Genomic DNA, 21,509 nt, shown 5'->3' with positions numbered 1-21,509 from the left:
GAGGGAGGGAGTTAGCTGCATCATGTTATTACACTTAAATAATAAACCATCTTTCATTAAACATGAAAGAACGTCAAGTTCCGGATTTCAGGATGCTGCGTTTTTGCCGCATGAGCTTCTCTTTCTCCTCAGGCAGCAGGCTCCTATCCCGAACAAGGCCGCCATGGAGGAGGAAGGTTCCGGCACTGCAAGGCCCTCCACGCTGAAATTGTTTACGGCAAGCTCCTGGTAAGTGTAAGAGGTATCAAGAACTCCGGTATTCAGCACCAGGTAAAAGGTGGCTCCCTGGTCGAACAGGGAGCTGTACTCCTCTTTGGAAATCGTCCAGCTGTAGGGTTTGTTAGCAACGCTGCCCGCCAGTCCGGAAATTGTGGAACCGGCCTGGAGAAGGGAATCTCCCTCTCCCCCCAGGCTGTACCACAAGCTGAAATTCTGTGGCTGGCCGGTTTTGCCGGTGTTGGAAAGCCCCCCCGTATCAAAGGAAATCCTCAGGGCCTCATAACCGGACAGGGTATTGGCGGACAGTTCATTAAATTTGACGGCCGTAAAGCCTCCCCCTGCGCCGGAAGCGGAAATCAGCTTGGTGGCGCCATCTTCCGTCACGGAGGCAAGCGTACCGTTATTGTTATTTTTGTTGCCGGAATACCACCCGGCATCCAGGGAGCCAAGGACGGATTGAACAGCGCTTGCGGAAGGCCCTCCGTTCGCAATCAGGGCTCCGCCGGAGGAATAAGCAATGCGGGAGATGGTGGTTGTACCCATCTTCAGCTCCGGAATGGTTCCGTCAAGGGAACTCCAGATTTCCGCTCCGTGTGCCGATAGGACCGCCGCTGTGGATAATGCCAGGAAAAAGGACGTTTTCATTTGTATATAAATTGCTGTTGGAAAGCAAAAAGGCCTAATTTTGCTTTATTCGTGATGAAGCTACAGAATTTGTAATCCGCTGAAGAAACGGAAACGGAAGGAACCGTTCAATCTCCTGATTATGAGATGATGAAGGGGATAGCCAACATTTTCTTTTTCGTTGTTTCCCTATATGGAAACAACGGAAGAAGATGCAGGAAAGATACTGACGATAAATCAGGAAAGGGGAAAATGCGGTTGACAGCGGATTACAAATTCTTGAACCGCATTCCAATATCTGTTATGCAGTGAAAAACAGGCGATTGGATTCATAAAGGAACCGTACGTCCGGAAAATTATCCTATCCGTATTTTAATGGAATGAACGGCGTCCTTGCCGAACTGGTCCTTCAATTTTCCCAGCAGGGCTCCCTGCCACTGCTGGAGATGGTAGCGCATGGCCGGCTGGAGCACCTGGATGGTGGCCACTCCCTTGACGATGGAGAGCAGGTTGGACTGCTGGCCCAGGAACGGTCCCGCCGCTTTCAGCCAGCCTTCCCGGAGCAATTCGGGATCCATGCCTTCTCCATCCAGGGGGAGCTTGGCGAGAATGTCCCCCAGCAGGGATTCCGCCGTATGGAGGTTCCGCGTTTCACTGGCATGGGGGGCTACCTGGAACCAGTCCGCCAGCGCTTGCCTCACCTCCTGTTCATCACGGGAAAGGTATTCATACCGCAACGGAGAGGCGTGGGGATCCGGACGGTCCCTGTCCGGCATGTAGGGAGACCAGGGAGAGGGCATGAATGGAAAATAAAAGCCCGGAGCGCTGAATGTCAACGGCCCCGGGCGGTTTGAAAAATAATATGGAATAATATTATTCGCCGTCGTCGCCAATGGCTTCCACGGGGCAGCCTTCCATGGCTTCCACGCAGGCGGCCTGTTCTTCTTCGTTGCTTGGCTGCTTCTTGACGTAGGAGACGCCTTCGTCATCATCCCTGCCAAAGTTTTCCGGAGCCGTTTCGCGGCAAAGGTCGCAGTCAATGCAGGAGCTGTCCACGTAAAACTTGCCGGGGACGTTTAGAGGTGTTTTTTCGTCGATATCTGCCATATATGTGATGGGTTGTATGAACTGCGTCCACTATTTCCGCATTTGATCAAATTTTGCAATCTTTTTTGTTGCAGGAATGAGTCAGCATGGGGAACAATGCCGGCGTTCCCGTTTTCGGAATAAAAGGCTTTTCACATGAATACCGTTTCCCCTTCCATCCCCCGTTTGCTGCCCCTCTGGGCCGGACTGCTGCTGGCCGCATGTTCCGGCGCGCTGATGGCCTGCGCCTTTATTCCGGTGGATTGGGGCGGCTGCGTATGGGTAGGGTTTCTGCCGCTGCTTACGGCCCTGTGGTATGGCCGCCGCCGGGAGGGGAAAAAGGGAATCCTGGCGTATGCGCTGTACGGCTGGCTGTTCGGCGTGGTGTATTACGGCATCTCCTTCTGGTGGGTCAATGAAGTCAGCACGCTGGGCTACATTCCCCTGATGATTTTTTACGGCGGCCTGTTTCCCGGCATCTGGGCTGTGGTGATGGGGGTGTTCTTCCGGCCGGACGCACAGCCTCTGCCCGATGCGCGGCAAACGGCGCCGGAACGCAGGGCTGCCTGGAAATCATGGGCCATGCGGGACATGCTGCCCAGCGCGTCCGCTGCCCTGGGAGGCGCAGCCCTGTGGGTGTGCTTGGAATGGGTGCGGGGGTGGCTGATACCGGGCTTTGGCTGGAACAACCTGGGCGTGGCCCTTTACGGCAACCCGCTGGCCCAGTGGGCGGAATATACCGGGGTAACGGCGTTGGCCTTCATTCCGGCCGTCTTTTCCATCTGGCTCTGGCGGGTCTGCCGCAGGGCCGGAACCATGGTTGTCCATGAAGGCAGGCGCACCGTTCCGTGGGATTTTTTTACTCTGGTGACGGTCCTTTTAATCATGTTTGTCCTCGGCGTGTTTTGGACGGCTCATTACTCTCCGCAGTCTGCGGCGGCCACGGGGAACGGACGGTTGACCGTTCCCGTCATGACCGTACAGCTGAACCTGAGCCAGAAGGAGAAATGGAGCGTGGCCAACCGGGGAGGCATTTACCGGGCCCTGCTGGACACCACGGAACAGGGGTTGTTGGACCTTCAAAACCGGACCCTGGAACAGGCCGCCAGAAACGGAACGGAGGCCTCTCTGGACATGCCTTCCTGGGTAATCTGGCCGGAAAGCTCCTTCCCCATTTCCACGTTTTACCGTGATTCCACGGGGGAACGCTTTCCGGGCCAGGACAACGTCAATTTCCTGAGTGTGGAAGAAGACTACGTCCAGGCCATCCGGAACAAGATCTTCAATTTCATCCTGCTGACGGGCACGGACGACATTTACCTTTCCGATGAAGGCCGCGTGGCGCGGGCCTATAATTGTCTCACCGTATTTGAGGGAGACTATTCCACCGCCAGGCCGCATGCCAAGGCCATGCTGGTTCCCTTCGGGGAATACATTCCCATGCGGGAAACCTTCCCGTTCCTGGAAAAGGCCTTTGAAGCCTCCGCCGGAACGGCGATGGGGATGAACTACACGCCCGGAACCTCCTCTGATCCCGTACCCGTTCCCATCCGTCCGGGGAGTTCCGTCACCGTGGGAGTCATCCCGCTGGTCTGTTTTGAAGACGTGGTGGGAAGCTGGGTGCGCCGCTTCGTGCGGCAGGAGCCACAGCTGATGGTGAACGTCACCAACGACGGCTGGTTCAACCGTTCCTGCGCCAATGAACAGCATTGGCGCAATGCGGCCTTCCGGTGCATTGAACTGCGCCGTTCCATGGTCCGGGCCGCCAATACGGGCGTCAGCGTGGCTCTGGCGCCCAATGGTGCAGTTATTGCGGATTTGCGGGATTCCTCCGGTTCTCCGTTTACCAGGGGGGTGATGACCGCCACACTGCCGGTGGGCTGTACGGAAATAACCCTGTACGCCATGCTGGGAGACTGGGCCGTTCTCGCTTCCTTCCTGCTGTTCATGGCCTTGCTGCTGCACAGGATCAGGGCGGGAAAGCGGAGCGCCGGACCTGTGAAGGACGGCGTTTACCGGCGCGCCACCGGCACTACGCCCAAATAATTCCTGACCTGCTTGAAGGAGGGGTAGGAAATGCCTGATTCATGGCACCAGAAGGCGGAGGAAGAGCCTCCGTCCAGGTTCAGGGCCGTCTTCACCCGGAAATCCCCCAGCGCTCCGGGAGACGCCAGCCATTCCGCCAGATCCTTCAGGGTGACGGAGGAGGATATGCCGATGCACCACCGCTTGCCGCCGTCCGTGGCGATGAACGTGCGGTAGGTGGATTTCTGCGCGTTGAGGCCTTTGACGGCCGTTCCGTTTTCCACCAGAAAAGGGCCTCCCTGGATGGCCGCCTGCATGGCGGGCGGGTTTTTCAGGCGCTTCAGCGCGGAACTGCGTACCAGGAACAGGCCGTTTTTCCCGTTGTCATACACCACGCCGGATACGGCGAAGGAGCCGGAAGCCAGCGGAAAAAGCCGCTTTCCGTCCTGGACGACAAGCCCCAGGGGCGTGCCCGCCTCATCCGCTCCGAAGAATCCTCCGTTGATTCCCGCCGCACAGGGGCTTTTGCGCATGGCCTTGTCCAGAGAGCCGTAGCGGGGTGTTTTCAAACTGCCTTCATCCCGCACCAGGAGACGGTGCGTGTCAGACTGGAAAAAATAGACATTCAACTTGTCCCTCATGGATAGGAACCCGTCTTTTCTGGTGAAAACGCGGTGCTCTGCCTGAGCCGCGCCGCAGAAGAACAAAAGGAGAAGAAAAAAACGCAGAAAAGTCATGGTGGTCAAAGGGATAGGTGAAAGATGCGCCGTTCCGCGCATGTGCCGGCCGGCACCCGGACGCCTGGCCAGACGATGCACTCCCGCAGGCGGCAGCCTTCTTCCACAACGGCGCGGGGGCCGATCACGCTGGCTGCATCCACGGAAGCGTGGGGAGATACGTTGGCGTCGGGATGGATGCGCGGAGCAGGGGAGGGAAAATCCAGATGGGCCTGGATATAGGCCTCCGGCGTGCCCATATCCATCCACAGGCCGTCGTCCGCCAGCACTCCGCGCAGGCGGCCCTGCCGGATGTAGTCCAGAAATACGGGAATGATGGAAACAGCTTCATGAGAGGGAATATGGCTGAAAACCTCCGGTTCCATGCAATAGGCTCCGGTAAACTGGCAGGATCCCGGATCGCGTCCCAGGGCGTGCCTCATGTCCGTCACCAGGCCGGAGGAAGGGTTGAAGCCTACGTTCCTCTTGTCTCCGGAGGTCCGGAGCGCCAGCGTCACGGCGGGGCGGTTCCTGGCATGGTCTTCCAGCAGACGGTGGAGGTCAAAAGTGGCCGCCATGTCTCCGTTGACCACCAGCAGGGGTTCCTCCGGGGAGGCCCATGGTTCGATCTTTTTGACGCCTCCGCCGGAATCCAGCAGGACGGGTTCATGGCTGAAATGGACGGGGCAGCCGTTCCAGACGCGGCCGGGGAATACCTGGTCCCAGGCTTCCGCCAAGTGGTGGGTGTTAATAATGAACTCCCGGATGCCGCACTCATGGCAGCGGCGCATGGAATGCAGCACAAGAGGCTCATGGAAAAAGGGAATCAGCGGCTTGGGGAGAACGCTGGTGAGAGGCCGCAGGCGGGTGCCCAGCCCGGCGCCGAGAATGAATGCGCGGAAGATGCCGGGACCTTCTGTAATGTGCATGGAACATGACTAACGGGAGAGAGGCGCTTTTTCAAGCGCCCTTTCTCCGCCCCTTCTCCGGATGACACGGGAGAAGGCCGTCTTTTCCCGAAATTTACAGGGAAATCGGTGATTTCGTGCTTTTCAAACGGGACCTCTTTCACTAGCATTCCCGCATGGCATGTGGAAACCAAAGAACTGTTGGATCTCCAGCCTCCCTGGCTGGAACATCTTTGCATACGGGGCAGGCCGTGACCCTGACCCTGAAGCCGGCCCCCGCCGACTTTGGCATTAAATTCCGCCGGGTGGATCTTCCGGACCAGCCCTTCATCAATGCGGACGTGGAAAAGGTCCAGACCGTGGAACGCGCCACCAGCCTGGCGGAAGGTTCCGTCAAGGTGCACACGGTGGAACACATTCTTTCCGCCCTGACCGGCATGGGCATTGACAATGCCGTGATTGAAATGGACGCCAACGAACCCCCCATCGGGGACGGCTCCTCCGCTCCCTATGTGGAATTGATCAAGAAGGCCGGCATTACGGAACTGGAAGTGCCGCGCCGCTACCTGGAAGTGCGGGAAGCCGTCACCATTGAAACCAAGGGCGGCTCCATCCTGACCATCCTCCCCTCCAAGCAATTCCGCGTTTCCGTCACCTGCGTGGGGCCGGAAAACCGCATCACCCAGTACTTTGACGCGGTCATTACGCCTGAAACCTATGAAAAGGAACTGGCCCCGGCCCGAACCTTCACGTTTTACGAGGACATCAAGCCCCTGCTGGAAAAAGGCCTGATCAAGGGCGGCAGCCTGGAAAACGCCGTGGTCATCCGCGGAGATGAGCTCATGAGCAAGGAGCCCATGCGCTTCATCAACGAATTCGCCCGTCACAAGGCCATGGACCTCATTGGCGACCTGAGCCTGTGCGGCAAGCCCATTCTGGGCCATGTGATTGCCATCAAGCCCGGCCACGGCCCGAACACGGAACTTACCGCCAAGCTGAAGAAGGAACACCGCCGCAACCAGCAAATGGCCCCCAATCCCGTCAATGTGCCGTACGGAGACGCCGTGCTGGACATCAATGAAGTGATGAACCTGCTGCCCCACCGCTATCCCTTCCTGATGGTGGACCGCATCATAGGCTTTGAAGGGGAAACCAGGTGCCGCGGTCTCAAGAACCTGACGATGAACGAACTCTTCTTCCAGGGGCACTTCCCGGGGCATCCGGTCATGCCGGGCGTCCTTCAGCTGGAAGCCATGGCCCAGGTGGCCTCCATTGTCATGCTGCGCCAGCCGGGCAATGCCACCAAAATCGGCTACTTCATGAGCGCGGACAAGATTAAATTCCGCCGTCCCGTGGTTCCCGGCGATACGCTCATCATTGAAGCGGAGCTGACCAAGATGCGCGGCAACATCGGCCAGGCCCTCGGCCGGTGCCTGGTGAACGGCCAGGTGGTCTCGGAAGCGGAACTCAAATTCGGCCTCCAGGACGTCTGACCCGCCTGAACGCAGGCCCGACTTTAAAGAAACCCCGGCGTGCATGTCCCCGCCGGGGTTTTTCATGGTCTGCCTCCCCCTGGGAATAAGGGCCTCCCGGCCCTTATAAAATTGTTGCCTGTAACAGGGAAAGAGAACCATAAATCCTGTCTATGAGGGGCGGGAGCCCCTCATTCCCAGAGACGCCGGAGGCGCATTTTCCGTGCTCCTATCAACGGTCCTCCGTAGAAGAAAAGCGGACATCAGGCAGGCGGCACATCTCCGCATACTCTTCAAGACGCTTCCGGAAGGTCTCCGCCGTCATGGAAAGAAGGGCATCCGCGGAAAAAGACTCACAGGTAAAGGAGGCCGCCACTGTTCCATGGATGATGCCCCTCTTCACCTCGTCAAAGGAAGGAAGCCCTGGAGGAAGGGTGGAAAGGTAGCCGGCCAGCGCTCCCAGGAACGTATCTCCCGCTCCGGTAGGGTCCACCAATGTTTTCAGGGGATAGGCCGGACAGCGGAAGATGTTGATTTTACCGTCCGTTCCACGGCCCAGGAGGGTGGCTCCGTATTCCCCCTGTTTCACCACGGCATACGCGGCTCCCTTGGAAAGAAGGAATTCCCCGGCTTCCAGAACGGTGGACGCGTGGGCGTACTCCTTGGCCTCATCCTCGTTCATCATGGTGATATGGGAACGGGAAATGACGGCGTCCAGCAATTCCGGCTGGCGGCGCAGCCACTTGTCCATGGAATCGGAGAGCACCAGCGCCGCGTCCGGACACTGCTCCATGCATTTGAGCTGCTGGCCCGGGACCATGCAGCAGCACACCAGCACGGGATGTTTCCGCAGGGGTTCCGGAACGTGCACGTTCCATTCCAGCATCACGGAATCATTGGCGCAGACGGTCCTGCGTTTGTTCATATTGTCAAAATATTCTCCGGTCCAGCAGAAGGAAGGCCCCTTTTTGCGTTCCACTCCGTCCATGCACAGCCCCTTGGCCGCCAGGGCGGCTTCATAATGGGCTGGAAAATCCTCCCCGATGATGCTGACGGCGTCCACCCGTTCCGCAAACAGCAGGGCGGCCACAGCCGCAAAGGAGACGGAACCGCCCAAAACGCCCTCCGCACGGCCGTGTGGAGTGATAATATTGTCAATTCCAATGGTTCCGGTGACAAGGAGGGGCAGGGACATGAAAAAAAGGAAATACGGATTCAAACATCTTTATCAAGGATAAAAAGGCTAGATATAGGAAAAAAGGGGGTATTTTATCTGCACGCGCTTCAAGGAAAGGAAGCTTTTCCCTGGGAGCCGGCCATGAAGGTTTCCGTACCATGCCGGATGCATAAGATTTGCAACCGGGGAAGGACCATCCCGCACGAATGATGAAGGACTTTAAAACCATTTCCGAAAACGGCCATATCTTTCATTCCGTTGAAGAACATCGTCCGTCTCCTGCCGGGGAAGGCCCTCTTTTCTGGGAGCGGCTGCCAATAGATTTTTCGGCATCATGCCTGACGCTTTATTCCTGTTCATCCGAAGAAAAACCGCTATGATCAAAATGCTGCTGATGGTCGGACTGGGAAGTTTTGCGGGCGGCATACTGCGCTTTCTGCTGACCCGTTTTGTCCAGATCAACACGCTGGGTTCGTTTCCGTGGGGGACGACGGCGGTCAATCTGCTGGGATGCCTTGTCCTGGGAGTTCTCTACGGACTGTTCAACCGGGGGTTTCTGCTGAATACGGAAACCAGGCTTTTTCTCACTGTGGGGCTGTGCGGCGGGTTCACCACCTTTTCCACACTGATGAGTGAATCCTTCCTTCTGCTGAAAGAAGGGAACTTTCCCTCCTTCTTTGCTTATACTCTCCTCAGCTTCGCGGGAGGGCTTGTCGCCATTGGTCTGGGGTACCTGGCCGCCAGATAGGAAACACCGGCAAACATGCCGTGAGGACCCATCTCTTGTTGCGCCTCCGCGTACAACAGCCTCGGGTTCATCTCCCCATGCCATGTTCACAAGGCTATTCTCTGCACTAGCTGCACAGGAACAGAAGCCATGCGGCCGGATGAAGCCCTGAATAGAGGAATTTCGCCGTAAAGATGCCTGTCGCATCGCTGGGAATACAGGCGCATTCAACGCGTGGGGAAGGTTCTCCAGTAAAAATCTCCGACCGTCCAGACAAGGCAGCCGTGAGACAGCCTTGTCTGGTTTGACGCTACCCGTCCCCCTGATCCATCCCGGAGGAGGTTCCCGTTCCTAGGAATAGGATTTTTCCAGGATGCTGACGACGTCTGCCGGAGTGAACTTGCAGCGGTCCAGCTCAAACAGGCCTCCCATGGTGGAAAAGGCTGTTCTGGCGTATTCGTCAAACAAATCCGGGGTAATGCCGAACTCGGACATCTTCAGCTTGTCCACGCCGCAGGCCTCCTTTAGCTTGTTCAGGCCGTTCAGGAAGCCGTCCACGGAAGCTTCCTGACCCATGGCGGCCGCTACTCTGGCATAGCGTTCCGGGCAGGAAGGCGCGTAAGCTTCATGATAGGCCCAGGAAATCATGATCAGGCCCGCACCATGGGGAAGGGAGGGGTGGAAGGCGCTGAGAGCATGTTCAATGGAGTGTTCCGAGGTACAGCAGGAAATGGTTTCCACAAAGCCGGAATAAGTATTGGCCAGCGCCACGTAGGCCCGCGCTTCCAGGTCATCCCCGTTATTCACGGCGCGGGGAAGGTATTTGGCAATGTACTCAATGGCCTGCAGCGCGAACATGTCCCCCATGGGGGAGGCGATCGTGGCCATGTATCCCTCAACGGCGTGGAACAAGGCGTCAAAGCCCTGGTAGGCCGTCAATTTGGGCGGGACGGACAGCATCAGTTCCGGATCCACAATGGACATGGTGGGGAAGGTGCCCTTATAGCCGAAGCCTATCTTTTCCTGTGTATCCTCCTTCGTGATGACGGTCCAGGGGTCCGCTTCCGTTCCGGTTCCTGCCGTGGTGGTAATGCAGACGATGGGCAGCGGCTTGTTGGGAATGGGCAGCCCCTTGCCGGAGCCTCCCTGGATGTAATCCCAGTAAGTGCCCGGGTTGGCCGCCATCACGGCGACGCTTTTGGCAGAATCCATGCTGCTGCCTCCGCCCAGGCCGATGACGAAATCACAGCCCGTTTCCTTCGCAAGTGCGGCGGCTTCCATCACATGCTCCACCACGGGATTGGGCTGCACCTTGTCAAAAACAACGCTGTCCACGCCCTGTTTCTTCAACAGGGCCTGTACGCGGTCCAGATACCCGAGACGCCTGACGGACGTGCCGCCGATGACGATCAACGCCTTGGCGCCGGGCAGGGGGGCGGAACCCAGATTGTCCAAAGATCCCGCACCGAAAAAAATCTGGGCCGGCATGAAAAACTGAAATGGCTGATACATGCCCCTACTGTATAAACGGACGGCTCCGGACGTCAAGAATGCTCTGTGCATTCATATTGCGCCGGAGCCGCCGTTCAGGCAACAGCCTTTGGTGAAAGAACGTTATGCGTCTTCAAAAAAATCGTCACTCCGGGTGGGATCCGGCTTGGGCGGCTTAGGCGCATCCGTGCCAATGGCTCCGGGATCGTCCATTTCACGGCTGGTCGTGATCGTGGTGGAAGGAGTCTTTTTCCTGGGAGGGCGGACGACGGGGCGGGGTGCGGCGGAAGAGGAAGACGGGCTGTCCGCCATGGTTCCGTCTTCCGAGGAGGTGAGCATGCTCTTCATGCTCTGAACCAGCTTGTCCCGGAGTGTCCGGATGCCCTGTTCCCGGCGCACGGGATCCACCGTCGTCCGGATCAGCGTCATCATGTTCCGTGTGGCGTTCGCCTGGTCCCCCAGATCAAAGCAGTCCAGTTCGCAGCGCCAGCGCAGCCGGTCCAGAATGGAGGAATCCTGTTCGTCGAATTCGTTTTCGGAAGCATTGGCGATGCGGCCCTGCATGCCAGACTTCTTGCCGGTGGAAATGGCATGGCTGACCTTGCCCAAAGCCACTTCCATGGAGATTCTCTTGCTCCATGCCTGCCTGAGAGCGGGAAGGTTGCGCGTCTTCCGGTATCCCGCAAAGAAGAGCTTATCAAAAATCTCATCGCGGTTCTTCATGGAATCCGGAAAGGCCTTGGAGGACATGCTTCCAATGCCCAGGGCTTCCCCGACTTCCGTATTCAGAACGGACTGTTCCGCAATGCGGGCTCCGGCTTTTCCGACTCCTCCGTTATTGTTCTTGGAAGAAGTGGAAGAGGGATCAACGAAATCGGGGTCGGCACAGGCGGACAGATAGGCGTTCAGCAAATCCATGGCAGGCTTTTGGAACTCCGTCACGTCCAGAGTCTCCTCTTCCACTCCGTCGGTGGCGCTTGACGTGGCCTTCAGCATGTTTTCCTTGAGGCGGGCCTTGAGAACCAGCACTCCCCACTGGTACTGAAGCATCAAGCCTTTGCGGGCGTTCTTATCCTGATACTTCTTGGCCTCGCGGTCCATCCAGTCTTTCAGGGAATTGGACGCAATCTTGGCGCTTTTGCCCTGGCTCTTGTCCTTCTCCTTTTCCGCTTCCATCAGGAACTTCTTGGACTGGATCAGCAGGTCGTAGGCGGCACTGGGATCCTTGCCGGCGGAATTCAGCTTGCTGATGGCGGCATTGATCACTTTGGTTTCCGCAGACCTGTTCAGGGCGAGAAGGTTATCCAAATCCTTGATCACCTTCTTCTTGGCATCGTTGTCCATGTGCTGGGCATAGCAGAGGGTCCCCAGGCTGAGGCCGCCCATAAGACAGAGAGAGATGAAAGTATTCATTGCTTTTTTTATTATGACGGATGAATGACGGTCTGGCAAGAGAGAAGCGCAGAGAAGGGATGTTTAAATGGAATTTTTAAGGAAAGAATAGAAATATTTCCATTATTGCCGCTTCCGGGAAAATGGCCTGGCGATGTTTACCAAGCCAGCCCCCGCAACTTAGGGAAAATGACAGTGCAGGGATGCGTTTTCCCGGTTAACCGGGCGGATATGCTCGTGATGATAAAATTGAAGGGAAGGAATTATTAAAAGCACGGAAGAGGAAGAACGTCTTCTACCAGAAATGGCGAATGAAGCTACGCCTTCACCTGCTGATAAACAAAGCAATTTTTCACATGGTCATTCACCATGCCTGTAGCTTGCATGAATGCATAGATGATCGTCGAGCCAACAAATTTAAATCCCATCTTTTTCAAATCCTTGCTGATCTGATCCGAAAGCGGTGTGGTGGCCGGTATCTGCTCTATCTTCTCCCAGTGGTTTCTAATTGGAGTATGATCCACATAAGCCCATATGAATTGATCAAAGCTTCCGTGTTTTTCCTGTACTTCCAGAAATGCCTTGGCATTCATCACAGCGGCATTCACTTTGAGGCGGTTTCTGATGATTCCTTCGTTTGCCAGCAGTTCCTGTACTTTTGCCTCACCGTAAAGAGCCACCTTGCCCGGGTCAAATCCGTCAAAGGATTCCCGGAACGCCTCTCTCTTCTTGAGCACGGTAATCCAGTTAAGCCCGGCCTGCATCCCCTCTAAAATCAGCATTTCAAACAGCTTGTTGTCGTCATGAACGGGCCGCCCCCACTCATTGTCATGATAATCAACGTATATGGGGAGATCACCAGCCCAAGAGCATCTTATTTTTTCACACATGAAGCAATCCTTTCAAGTCCGTCTGTTTTCCTGAAGCAGCCACCATACTTAATGGGATGGATATAGGTCAAGTATTCATAAGGAGTCCGGGCATTTCTAGATATTAACAAGAAGAAGGAACCGTAGAAGTGTTCAGAGCCGGAACGGAATCACAAAAGGAGGGGGAAGAAGTAAAAACGGTCCAGGGGAGTGCCGTCGGCCTCTGCGCATCTTTTCCGGAAACACACGAGGCCTCAGAGAAAACTACACTCTTTTTATCATGGCCGGCGGATGAGGTGATTTTCCAATCGATCGCAGCAAGATCTTATCTGGGGTTCCTGTTGTTCTCCATGAGAGTGGAACTTCCTTTTTTGAAGCATCGGAATATCTCAAAGAAGGGGACAGGCAAAAGAAAAGGGAGGATTCCGAAAGCTGGCTTGTCCCTGAAAGAAAACAGGCTGGGATTTACCCATCTTTAATACTTCGCATAATATATGTAATGCAAAATATAGAACTAGGGAGATAGGACTGCTGGATATTGGTTTTAAGGGAGATAGATTACATCACGTTCTTCCTCACAACCCTTCCACATAATGCACTATATGGGAAACATTCTCCCGCCGGGAATGGTTGAGATGCCTTTACATCTATCCTCTGGGATGAAACCGATGATGGATAGCGTTCAGCCGCTGCTGTTCCAGATGCGTGTAAATCTGAGTGGTGGAAATATCGGCATGGCCCAGCATCTCCTGAATGATGCGCAGATCCGCGCCATTTTCCAGGAGATGTGTGGCGAAGGAATGCCGCAGAATATGCGGAAAAACATGCTGCTCTATTCCCGCAGCCCTGGCGCGTTCCTGAAGAATCTGGCGCACCCGTTCCCTGGTCAGCGGCCGTCCGCGCACCGTCAGGAAAATATGGCTCTTCGTCCCTGGTTTCACCAGCCTGGGCCTTCCTTTTTCCAAATATGCCTTCAAAGCATCCAAAGCCGACCGTCCTACGGGTACCAGACGCGTTTTGTCCCCCTTCCCCAGGACGCGGACGAAAGCTTCATCTGCATCAAAACTCTCTAATTTGCAACTGATTATTTCACTCACTCGCATGCCGCAGGCGTAAATCATTTCCAGAAGGGCCCTATCTCTGCAACCGAGTGGAATATTTTGAATGTCAACGCTTTCAAGTAATCTTGAAACGGTATTCTGATCCAGCACATGAGGAAGAGACAGACCCTGCCGGGGCATTTCCAGAAAGGTGGAAGGGTCTTTCTCCAGCATCCCCATTCCGGCCAGCCAGCGGAAGAAAATGCGCAGATGCACCATTTCCACCCGCATGGAACTGCGGGCCATGCCGCGGGCCTGCAAATGACGGAGAAATTCTGTAAGCGTTCCGATGTCCACCCGGGCAAGATCAGCTTCTTCCGCTCCCAGGAACCGGGCAAATTCCTCCAGCGTCTGCCGCACGGAAAGCTGGTAGGCGGCGCTCAAGCCCTTCTCTGCGGCCAGAAAACGGATAAAGCGTTCCAAATGGGCTTGCATGGTCGTATTCCTCCTTCCCGTTAAGAACGCTCCACCAGGAACAGGAATTCCGTCACGTTCTGCGGGCGGTTTTTCAAATTCCGGCTGCCGCGGAAGGTGGCGTACGGCGTTTCCAGCGTGACAATACGTCCCAGACGCCCAAGGAAATCCGTCATCTCCTCATAGCTGATGAAGCCCTCCGAGCTGTAGGAAAGCAAAATGAATTTGGCCGGGCAATCTTCCAGCAGACGGAACAGGGCCGCGGGTGCGTGCTGGCGCCTATTGTATGCGGAGCGTTTCCAATCTGTGGGGATGCCGGACACCCGGCTGATTTCCTCCGGCTTTTCATAGGAAGACAGCAGGTTCAGCATGAAATAGTTGGAACCGTACGGATGCTGGTTATAAGGGGGGTCCAGGTACACTACGTCCATTTCCGGCAGTTCCGCGGCCAGCTCATTGGCGTCGCGGCAGTGGATGGAATACCGGCAGCCGAATCTGGAAAACACGGGAAACGGAAGTGAAATATCCCCCAGGATGCGGGAAAGGGCGTTGCCGCCCGTACCGCCGAATTTGCCGACTCCCTGCCTGTCCTTGTAAAATCCCTTGAATACGCCGGACGTGTTCGCATGGACGGAAGCCTCCGCCAGGAGGGGGGCGATGAAATACGGCCTTACCTCTTCCGGAAGCAGATTGATGGTCTGCCGGGCCGTATCCAGGTACAGGGCATTGCGGCGCGTATAAAACACACGGTCATCAGGGGTAATGTTGTCCGGATTTTTAGGAGCGTACAATTCCGTGATGAATCCAGGGGATTCGTGCGTCTCCATGTACCGCAGCAGGCGCCTGTAATGCCTGTCCAGCTCCAGATTCTCCACTTCCTCCGGATTGCTTAGGTAGCAAGTGTTAACGATTCCGCTATATTCCTCCAGATCGTTGACAATCAATTCCTCCGAATGCTTCTTCAAAAAACGGGCAACCACGCCGCTGCCGGAAAAAAGATCGCCAGCCTTCAGCTTATTCCTGCCCAGGCGGCTTTTCACATGTTCCAGCCCCGTACCCAGGAAATGCAGCAGGGAACGCTTGTTGCCCAGATAGGTCACAATCTGTTCCGTGAGGTATCTGGGATCTTCCTCCATCTCTGCCGAGGGAGTGGATGATGGCGCGTTCCGGGTCATATAACAGGGTCGGATCAGCATACGGCACTCCGGCCTTTCCGTCAAGTTGTGCCGGGCATAGAAATGGAAGATCATAGCCCCTTTTCTCAAAGAAAATACCGCCTGGGTTCCGGAGACGGGAAATAAACATCCGGACTTACTATTCAGCCTTCTCCCTTGCTCCGCATGGGACATGCCGGAAGAAAGGCCTTTCCAAAAGGAAAAATCATGTTATCGTTCCAACAATCATGAAAAGGCATCTTCTACCCTGTACCCTGCTCTGCATGATCCTGACGGCCACAACGGCCCTTGGCGATCCCGAGGACACATTTTACGAAGCCAACCTTTCCCTGACGCGTGCCGCGCGTCTGGAGAAGGAAGGCGATTACAAGGCAGCCCTGGAAAGCGGCAAAAAAGCTGCGGAGTTGTTCCAATCCCTGAAAAGTTCCACGCCGGAATGGAATCCGGAATGGGTGGCCGGAAAGCTGGATGCCGCCGCACAGCTGCAGCAGCGCGTGGAACCCCTGGCACAAAAAGCCGGAGAATCCAACAAGGCGGATTATTCCCTGAAACCCGGAGAACAGAGGGATTTTACGCTGCAACGCGCCTACAAGGCCCATGAACACCAGAAGCTGGTTGCCGGAACAGTTCCACCTCCTGCACCTGTCCGTGTGGTAGAACCGGGAAAAACGGCTGCTTCCCCTCCCGCCGGGCGCACGGAAATCCGTGTGGTCCGGCCAGCCGCAGCCAGGCCGACGGTCGTTTCCAGATCCGCGCCTTCACGCGGTCTGCCTCCCCGCACGGACCGGGACGGACGGTTCCGCATCGGGAGCTGATATCCGGCATGGTGGTCCGGTGACGGCGCCATTCCGCTGTTACCCCTCCCTCCCCCGCAAAACCATAAAAAGAGCCGCCTCCCCATATCCAGGGAAGCGGCTCTGTGAATTTTTAACAGCGCGCTCAGGCGTTCTTCTTGGCGGCTTCTTCAACAGCCACGGCCACCGCTACGGAAGCGCCGACCATCGGGTTGTTGCCCATGCCGATGAGGCCCATCATTTCCACGTGGGCGGGCACGGAGGAGGAACCGGCGAACTGGGCGTCGGAGTGCATGCGGCCCATGGTATCGGTCATGCCGTAGGAGGCGGGACCGGCGGCCATGTTGTCCGGGTGCAGGGTACGGCCCGTACCACCGCCGGAAGCCACGGAGAAGTACTTCTTGCCCTTCTCGTTGCATTCCTTCTTGTAGGTGCCGGCCACCGGGTGCTGGAAGCGGGTGGGGTTGGTGGAGTTCCCGGTGATGGATACGTCCACGCCTTCATTCCACATGACGGCCACGCCTTCGCGCACGTCGTCACAGCCGTACACGCGCACGGCGGCCTTCGGCCCCTTGGAGAAAGCCTTCTCCTGGATGATGTTCAGCTTGCCCGTGGCGTAGTCGAACTTGGTCTGCACGTACGTGAAGCCGTTGATGCGGGAGATGATGTACGCGGCGTCCTTGCCGAGTCCGTTCAGGCATACGCGGAGGTCCTGCTTGCGGACGCGGTTGGCGGACTTGGCAATGCCGATGGCGCCTTCAGCGGCGGCAAAGGATTCGTGCCCGGCCAGGAAGCAGAAGCATTCCGTTTCGTCACGCAGAAGCATGGCGGCCAGGTTGCCGTGGCCCAGGCCCACCTTGCGGTCGTCCGCAACGGAACCGGGGATGCAGAAGGACTGGAGGCCTTCACCGATGGCTTCAGCAGCGTCGGCAGCCTTCGTGCAGCCCTTCTTGATGGCGATGGCGGCGCCCACCACATAGGCCCAGCCGGCGTTTTCAAACGCGATGGGCTGGATGCCGTTCACGATTTCGCGAACGTTGATTCCCTTGGAAAGGCAGAGTTGTTCCGCTTCTTCAATGGAGCCGATGCCGTATTTGGCCAGGGCTTCATTGATCTGCTTGATGCGGCGGTCGTATGATTCGAAAAGAGGCATAATGGTAATAGTGCTTGAAGTTGATATTCTTCTTTTAACTCAATCTCATTCGTGACGGGGATCGATGTACTTGGCGGCCTCGTCGAAACGACCGTAGTTGCCCGTGCACTTGGCAACGGCTTCATTGGCGTCCACGCCTTTCTTGATCATTTCCATCATCGGGCCCATGCGCACGAATTCGTAGCCGATGATTTCGCCGTCTTCGTCCAGGGCCAGCTTGGTGATGTAGCCTTCAGCCATTTCCAGGTAGCGGGGGCCCTTGGCACGGGTGCCGTACAGGGTGCCGATCTGGGAGCGGAGGCCCTTGCCGAGGTCTTCAAGACCGGCGCCGATGGGCAGGCCGCCTTCGGAAAAGGCGCTCTGGGTGCGGCCGTACACGATCTGAAGGAACAGTTCGCGCATGGCGGTATTGATGGCGTCGCACACGAGGTCCGTGTTCATCGCTTCCAGAACGGTCTTGCCGGGCAGGATTTCCGCGGCCATGGCGGCGGAGTGGGTCATGCCGGAGCAGCCGCTGGTTTCCACCAGGGCTTCTTCAACGATGCCGTTCTTGACGTTCAGCGTCAGCTTGCAGGTGCCCTGCTGCGGAGCGCACCAGCCCACGCCGTGCGTCAGGCCGGAAATGTCCGTGATTTCCTTGGATTGAGTCCAGTTGCCTTCCTGCGGAATGGGGGCCGGACCATGGTTGCAGCCTTTCTTGACGCAACACATTTGTTCGATTTCGTGTGTAAACTGCATGGTATTAGGATGTTAATATTAAGATGGGCCCGCAGTCATCAGACAGCCCCACCTTGAGCGGGACGGATCATACCAGTAAAATTCCAATTGGCAAACACGAATGATTGAAAACCGGGCTGAAAGGCCTCATCATCAATCCGGAGCCCTGCCCTCCCTATGAAGTCACTCCTGCGTCATCCCCTTCTCAACAAACTTGCAATCATCTCTGTCTCAATAGTGATGATCGGCTTTTCCTTATTCATGTGGGCGTGGCAGGTGGAACCCAGGCGTGTGGAAACCGTCACAACCGCCATGGAAGTGCCCCAATGGAAGGAAAAGGGCGGCCCTCCCATCCGGATTGTGATTGCCGGAGACTTCCATCTGCGCCCGAACGGCGGCGACCAGGCGCTCAGGTACATGCAAAAAATCATGGAAGCGCGGCCGGACATGATCTTCCTGCTGGGGGATTACGCCAACGGCCACACCCGGGAAAGCAGCATGAGCACGGAGGAAGCCAGAAACTACTTCGGGATGCTGAAAGCGCCGCTGGGAATCTTCGCCGTCCAGGGCAACCATGACCAGTACTACGGCTGGGATTTGTGGCGGAACATGTTTTCCGAGCTGGGCATCCTGCCCATGTGGAACGATTCCCTGCTGCTGCACCTTCCCGGCGGCCGGGATCTTCAGCTCTCTTCCGTGCGGGATGACTACCACCTCAGGATCAGGCCGGAGGAACTGCCGCTGCGCTTCTCCCCGGAAATTCCCCACATCCTGCTCTCCCATGTGCCGGATATCTTTCCCCTGCTGGCTCCCGGCACGGTGGACGCCGTCATCAGCGCCCATACCCACGGCGGCCAGATCTGCCTGCCCGGAGGCCGTCCCCTGGCGAACATCTCCCGGGAAAAGGCCAAATTCACCTATCCCTGGTCCCAACTCAACGGAACGCCGTTCCTCATCACCCGGGGGCTGGGATGCAGCGTTCTTCCCCTGCGCTTCTGCTGCCCTCCGGAAATCATCGTGCTGGAAATCCAATAAGAATAACCGTTTGGAACACTCCCTGTCAACCTATGCCCTTTCCCTTTTATTCACATTATATTTTCATGTTATTCACAACGGCGTGCATGGCCGTGGCGCTGGAATCCTGCTCCGCTCCCGTCAAGGCCCCGGAAGCCGTGGCCGGATGGTATGAAGGAACCCTCTACGAAGACAAACCCTTTTACGTCACTAAAAACGCCATCAGCTGGACCAGCGGAAGAAAAAAGGCGGACTTTGGCCACTGGACCGCCGTCAGCGTGTATGACCCCGCCATCCGCCTGAAAGCGGAAGGCCGTACATTCACCATCTCTCCCGGCTACGGCTGGGACGGCGTCACCTGGGGAACCACCCCTCCGGACATGCTCCTCCCTTCCCTGTTCCACGACGCCATGCTGCACGCCAAAATGAACGGCGCGCCCATCACCAGAAGCCAGATTGACCTGGCCTTCTACGACCTCATGACCACCCAGCACGCCAGCCGCAAGGGGTTTTACTACCGCTTTGTGCGCCTCTTCGGCTGGTGCTTCACCGTGCCCCAGCACCCACGGACATTGACTGTTGAGAAGAACAGTTAATTCAAGGGAGCCTGTGACTGGCAAAACTCTACCTCCTTCTTTCCTCCCAAATGGTGAAGCTTGAATCTGGCCACATCCACCAGATTGGCAAATTCCCTCAATTTGGGTCCGGCAATGACTTTCTCCAGATATTCTTCTCCACCATGAATAACTGGCAAGTAATCGACAGACAGACAGTTTTTCCCCAGCAATACCTTGAGTGAAGGATCATTGTAAGAATGTAATGATAAAATCCTTAATTCCTTTTCATCCTTGAAGGCGGCATCCTTCACCAGATGCCTCAGGTAAATAAGCATTTCCAAGGCAGTCTGCTGATATTTCTTATCAATCGCCTTAAAAATATCCTGAATCCTCTTCAACGATCTTCCAATGTCCTGAACTTTTTTTCTATCATCTTCTTTCAGAGAAGTTTCCCCCATCTCAAAATCTTTATTCAGACTGTGTTCGGTACATGCGGGAGTATAGTAGACTTGGCCGGAATCGCGATCATAATACAGCACCCAATAAAGCGGCAACTTGCGGCATACTACTGCCTCTTCTTTGGAGGATTGTTCTTGATCCCTTTTCACGGCAATCATGGATGTTTCTCCGGGCCCGGCAAAAAAAGACTGGCTGAACACAAGGCAAAGCCCGGTCCCCTCCTCTCCGTTATTCTTCCCATAAAGACGGAACTGGTTCAAGGAATCAATAGTGGAGGAAAAGGAGGTTTGCAGTACGGCAAGATTACTACGGATTTTTTGGAAAGACATGCAGCTTTCTCCCAGCAAAGTTTGAAACACCGTTCCCTCCGTAGGGTCATTGGCTGCCGCCAAACTGCATAGTAACAATGGATTTGCTTTTCCCTTCGTTCCCTCCTGTTCTTGCAACAACGTTTCAAAGACGGTAGAGGAAGTATAATGTCCCACCTGCTCAAGATCAGCACTCAGCAGGTGCAATAACCGGTATTGTTCCACCCACAGACGACGAATACATTGTAAATCCTTCCCTGAGCAGTCTTTTAATTTTTCCCTGCTCAACAAAGTATTGAAATCATCGTCTATATTGCATAAATCTACTTGATAATTCTCTGTCAAACTATCTCCAAATTCTTGACTGCCTACTAACCTCCTTAGATTTCGTTTTGCTGTTTCATTATTAGCGTTCTTTTTAATAGATTGAATATAATGATATAATGCTTCTTCTTTTTTTCCAACCTCATCTAATAAAGCTCCTTTATTGTTCCAAAATACATCATTATCCAGATTGATTTCTAGAGCCTTGTCGTAATTGATTAAAGCTTCTTTCAAACGTCCCAGTTCTTTGAGAACGATCCCCCGGTTATAATAAGCTTCTTCTTTATTTGGATTGAGTTCTAATGTTTTATTGTAACTTTCTAATGATTCTTTCTTCTTTCCTAAATTATCCAAAACAATTCCTCGATTGTAATAGGCAGTGTCAAATTTCGGATTGATCGTCACAGCTTTGTCATAGCTGCTCAAGGCTTCTTCGAAACGTCCTAACCTGTAGAGAATATTTCCTTGGTTGTAATAAGCTCTCTCCATATTTGAATTGATTTTCAAAGCTTTATTATAACTCGCTAGCGCTTCTTCTTTTCTCCCTAAATCCTCCAAAACAATGCCCCTATTGTAATAGGCAGCGTCAGATTTCGGATTGAGCTTCAAGACTTTGTCGTAGCTGTCCAGAGCTTCTTCGAAACGTCCCAATTCTTGCAAAATATTCCCTCTGTTTCCATGATATCCCTCCATATTCGGATTGATTTCTAAAGCCTTGTCGTAGTTGAGCAGAGCTTCTTCTTTTCTCCCTAAATCCTCCAAAACAATGCCCCTATTATAATAGGCAA

21 protein-coding genes are annotated in these 21,509 nt (G+C 55.3%); 7 read left to right on the top strand and 14 right to left on the bottom strand.

Translation table 11 applies throughout. The annotated features are described in order from the left end of the window. Positions 1-87 precede the first annotated feature (87 nt). From LIO64_RS07070 to LIO64_RS07060, 3 genes are all read right to left on the bottom strand, one after another. Positions 88-864 (bottom strand): PEP-CTERM sorting domain-containing protein, encoded by a 777-nt coding sequence (locus LIO64_RS07070; protein ID WP_290548739.1) that lies wholly within the window; start codon positions 862-864, stop codon positions 88-90. Positions 865-1,199: 335 nt separating this feature from the next. Continuing rightward, the gene (locus LIO64_RS07065) at positions 1,200-1,643 is read right to left on the bottom strand and encodes a DciA family protein (RefSeq protein WP_290548738.1); all 444 of its coding nucleotides are present in this window, start codon (positions 1,641-1,643) and stop codon (positions 1,200-1,202) included. A 73-nt stretch (positions 1,644-1,716) separates the two neighbouring features. Next, complete coding sequence (locus LIO64_RS07060; RefSeq protein ID WP_290548737.1) at positions 1,717-1,950, bottom strand: ferredoxin; 234 nt, start codon at positions 1,948-1,950, stop codon at positions 1,717-1,719. Between the two features lie 135 nt (positions 1,951-2,085). Between LIO64_RS07060 and lnt the strand changes: the two genes are divergently transcribed. Further along, a complete protein-coding gene (lnt, locus tag LIO64_RS07055; protein WP_290548736.1) occupies positions 2,086-3,975 on the top strand; it encodes an apolipoprotein N-acyltransferase in 1,890 nt (629 codons plus the stop codon). Here lnt and LIO64_RS07050 read toward each other — a convergent pair. After that, positions 3,942-4,691, bottom strand: coding sequence for a phosphodiester glycosidase family protein (locus LIO64_RS07050; protein ID WP_290548735.1), 750 nt, complete (start codon positions 4,689-4,691; stop codon positions 3,942-3,944). The two genes, lnt and LIO64_RS07050, sit on opposite strands and share 34 nt — an antisense overlap. A 5-nt stretch (positions 4,692-4,696) precedes the next feature. After that, a complete protein-coding gene (locus LIO64_RS07045) occupies positions 4,697-5,599 on the bottom strand; it encodes a sugar phosphate nucleotidyltransferase (RefSeq protein ID WP_290548734.1) in 903 nt (300 codons plus the stop codon). Between the two features lie 155 nt (positions 5,600-5,754). On the opposite strand from LIO64_RS07045, the gene LIO64_RS07040 reads away from it, so the two are divergent. After that, positions 5,755-7,071 (top strand): bifunctional UDP-3-O-[3-hydroxymyristoyl] N-acetylglucosamine deacetylase/3-hydroxyacyl-ACP dehydratase, encoded by a 1,317-nt coding sequence (locus LIO64_RS07040; protein ID WP_290548733.1) that lies wholly within the window; start codon positions 5,755-5,757, stop codon positions 7,069-7,071. Positions 7,072-7,282: 211 nt separating this feature from the next. Here the strand turns inward: LIO64_RS07040 and LIO64_RS07035 are convergent, their stop codons facing one another. Continuing rightward, positions 7,283-8,245, bottom strand: a complete 963-nt coding sequence (locus tag LIO64_RS07035) for a PfkB family carbohydrate kinase (protein ID WP_290548732.1) — start codon at positions 8,243-8,245, stop codon at positions 7,283-7,285. A gap of 188 nt (positions 8,246-8,433) precedes the next feature. Here LIO64_RS07035 and LIO64_RS07030 point away from each other — a divergent pair, with 188 nt between their 5' ends. Then, positions 8,434-8,607 (top strand): hypothetical protein, encoded by a 174-nt coding sequence (locus tag LIO64_RS07030; RefSeq protein ID WP_290548731.1) that lies wholly within the window; start codon positions 8,434-8,436, stop codon positions 8,605-8,607. Then, complete coding sequence (gene crcB, locus LIO64_RS07025; protein ID WP_345779572.1) at positions 8,607-8,975, top strand: fluoride efflux transporter CrcB; 369 nt, start codon at positions 8,607-8,609, stop codon at positions 8,973-8,975. Before LIO64_RS07030 ends, crcB begins: the two co-directional genes overlap by 1 nt. Positions 8,976-9,305: 330 nt before the next feature. On the opposite strand, the gene LIO64_RS07020 is transcribed toward crcB, so the two are convergent. From LIO64_RS07020 to LIO64_RS07000, 5 genes are all read right to left on the bottom strand, one after another. Continuing rightward, entirely contained in the window at positions 9,306-10,466 is a 1,161-nt protein-coding gene (locus tag LIO64_RS07020) for an iron-containing alcohol dehydrogenase (RefSeq protein ID WP_290548729.1), read from the bottom strand. Between the two features lie 102 nt (positions 10,467-10,568). Next, on the bottom strand, positions 10,569-11,858 hold the full coding sequence (locus tag LIO64_RS07015) for a hypothetical protein (protein ID WP_290548728.1): 1,290 nt from the start codon (positions 11,856-11,858) through the stop codon (positions 10,569-10,571). 296 nt (positions 11,859-12,154) lie between these two features. Beyond that, on the bottom strand, positions 12,155-12,727 hold the full coding sequence (locus LIO64_RS07010) for a DNA-3-methyladenine glycosylase I (RefSeq protein WP_290548727.1): 573 nt from the start codon (positions 12,725-12,727) through the stop codon (positions 12,155-12,157). A gap of 626 nt (positions 12,728-13,353) precedes the next feature. Next, positions 13,354-14,241, bottom strand: coding sequence for a tyrosine recombinase (locus LIO64_RS07005; RefSeq protein WP_290548726.1), 888 nt, complete (start codon positions 14,239-14,241; stop codon positions 13,354-13,356). A 20-nt stretch (positions 14,242-14,261) separates the two neighbouring features. Continuing rightward, positions 14,262-15,395, bottom strand: a complete 1,134-nt coding sequence (locus LIO64_RS07000) for a DNA adenine methylase (RefSeq protein WP_290548725.1) — start codon at positions 15,393-15,395, stop codon at positions 14,262-14,264. 227 nt (positions 15,396-15,622) lie between these two features. Between LIO64_RS07000 and LIO64_RS06995 the strand changes: the two genes are divergently transcribed. Continuing rightward, positions 15,623-16,210, top strand: a complete 588-nt coding sequence (locus LIO64_RS06995) for a hypothetical protein (RefSeq protein WP_290548724.1) — start codon at positions 15,623-15,625, stop codon at positions 16,208-16,210. Positions 16,211-16,334: 124 nt separating this feature from the next. On the opposite strand, the gene LIO64_RS06990 is transcribed toward LIO64_RS06995, so the two are convergent. Next, positions 16,335-17,342, bottom strand: coding sequence for a GGGtGRT protein (locus LIO64_RS06990; protein WP_290528872.1), 1,008 nt, complete (start codon positions 17,340-17,342; stop codon positions 16,335-16,337). Between the two features lie 45 nt (positions 17,343-17,387). Next, positions 17,388-18,080: a hypothetical protein gene (locus tag LIO64_RS06985; protein ID WP_022398299.1), complete on the bottom strand. Its 693-nt coding sequence runs from the start codon at positions 18,078-18,080 to the stop codon at positions 17,388-17,390. A 219-nt stretch (positions 18,081-18,299) separates the two neighbouring features. On the opposite strand from LIO64_RS06985, the gene LIO64_RS06980 reads away from it, so the two are divergent. Together LIO64_RS06980 and LIO64_RS06975 are read left to right on the top strand one after the other, a co-directional pair. After that, positions 18,300-19,094 (top strand): metallophosphoesterase, encoded by a 795-nt coding sequence (locus tag LIO64_RS06980; protein ID WP_290548723.1) that lies wholly within the window; start codon positions 18,300-18,302, stop codon positions 19,092-19,094. A 65-nt stretch (positions 19,095-19,159) separates the two neighbouring features. Next, the gene (locus LIO64_RS06975; protein WP_290548722.1) at positions 19,160-19,669 is read left to right on the top strand and encodes a hypothetical protein; all 510 of its coding nucleotides are present in this window, start codon (positions 19,160-19,162) and stop codon (positions 19,667-19,669) included. Here LIO64_RS06975 and LIO64_RS06970 read toward each other — a convergent pair. Then, positions 19,666-21,509: tetratricopeptide repeat protein (locus LIO64_RS06970; RefSeq protein WP_290548721.1), on the bottom strand; the 1,844-nt coding region annotated here is incomplete at its 5' end. The two genes, LIO64_RS06975 and LIO64_RS06970, sit on opposite strands and share 4 nt — an antisense overlap.

This window comes from Akkermansia sp. (genome assembly GCF_020860705.1).
Classification (GTDB): Bacteria; Verrucomicrobiota; Verrucomicrobiia; order Verrucomicrobiales; family Akkermansiaceae; genus Akkermansia.
This window is presented reverse-complemented; position numbering and strand designations above follow the sequence as displayed.

What these genes read in the sequence shown, in the direction of transcription:
- LIO64_RS07070 (WP_290548739.1), bottom strand. Translation starts at nt 864, where the DNA reads ATGAAAACGTCCTTTTTCCTGGCATTATCCACAGCGGCGGTCCTATCG.
- LIO64_RS07065 (WP_290548738.1), bottom strand. Translation starts at nt 1,643, where the DNA reads ATGCCCTCTCCCTGGTCTCCCTACATGCCGGACAGGGACCGTCCGGAT.
- LIO64_RS07060 (WP_290548737.1), bottom strand. Translation starts at nt 1,950, where the DNA reads ATGGCAGATATCGACGAAAAAACACCTCTAAACGTCCCCGGCAAGTTT.
- lnt (WP_290548736.1), top strand. Translation starts at nt 2,086, where the DNA reads ATGAATACCGTTTCCCCTTCCATCCCCCGTTTGCTGCCCCTCTGGGCC.
- LIO64_RS07050 (WP_290548735.1), bottom strand. Translation starts at nt 4,691, where the DNA reads ATGACTTTTCTGCGTTTTTTTCTTCTCCTTTTGTTCTTCTGCGGCGCG.
- LIO64_RS07045 (WP_290548734.1), bottom strand. Translation starts at nt 5,599, where the DNA reads ATGCACATTACAGAAGGTCCCGGCATCTTCCGCGCATTCATTCTCGGC.
- LIO64_RS07040 (WP_290548733.1), top strand. Translation starts at nt 5,755, where the DNA reads ATGGCATGTGGAAACCAAAGAACTGTTGGATCTCCAGCCTCCCTGGCT.
- LIO64_RS07035 (WP_290548732.1), bottom strand. Translation starts at nt 8,245, where the DNA reads ATGTCCCTGCCCCTCCTTGTCACCGGAACCATTGGAATTGACAATATT.
- LIO64_RS07030 (WP_290548731.1), top strand. Translation starts at nt 8,434, where the DNA reads ATGATGAAGGACTTTAAAACCATTTCCGAAAACGGCCATATCTTTCAT.
- LIO64_RS07020 (WP_290548729.1), bottom strand. Translation starts at nt 10,466, where the DNA reads ATGTATCAGCCATTTCAGTTTTTCATGCCGGCCCAGATTTTTTTCGGT.
- LIO64_RS07015 (WP_290548728.1), bottom strand. Translation starts at nt 11,858, where the DNA reads ATGAATACTTTCATCTCTCTCTGTCTTATGGGCGGCCTCAGCCTGGGG.
- LIO64_RS07010 (WP_290548727.1), bottom strand. Translation starts at nt 12,727, where the DNA reads ATGTGTGAAAAAATAAGATGCTCTTGGGCTGGTGATCTCCCCATATAC.
- LIO64_RS07005 (WP_290548726.1), bottom strand. Translation starts at nt 14,241, where the DNA reads ATGCAAGCCCATTTGGAACGCTTTATCCGTTTTCTGGCCGCAGAGAAG.
- LIO64_RS07000 (WP_290548725.1), bottom strand. Translation starts at nt 15,395, where the DNA reads ATGACCCGGAACGCGCCATCATCCACTCCCTCGGCAGAGATGGAGGAA.
- LIO64_RS06995 (WP_290548724.1), top strand. Translation starts at nt 15,623, where the DNA reads ATGAAAAGGCATCTTCTACCCTGTACCCTGCTCTGCATGATCCTGACG.
- LIO64_RS06990 (WP_290528872.1), bottom strand. Translation starts at nt 17,342, where the DNA reads ATGCCTCTTTTCGAATCATACGACCGCCGCATCAAGCAGATCAATGAA.
- LIO64_RS06985 (WP_022398299.1), bottom strand. Translation starts at nt 18,080, where the DNA reads ATGCAGTTTACACACGAAATCGAACAAATGTGTTGCGTCAAGAAAGGC.
- LIO64_RS06980 (WP_290548723.1), top strand. Translation starts at nt 18,300, where the DNA reads ATGATCGGCTTTTCCTTATTCATGTGGGCGTGGCAGGTGGAACCCAGG.
- LIO64_RS06975 (WP_290548722.1), top strand. Translation starts at nt 19,160, where the DNA reads ATGTTATTCACAACGGCGTGCATGGCCGTGGCGCTGGAATCCTGCTCC.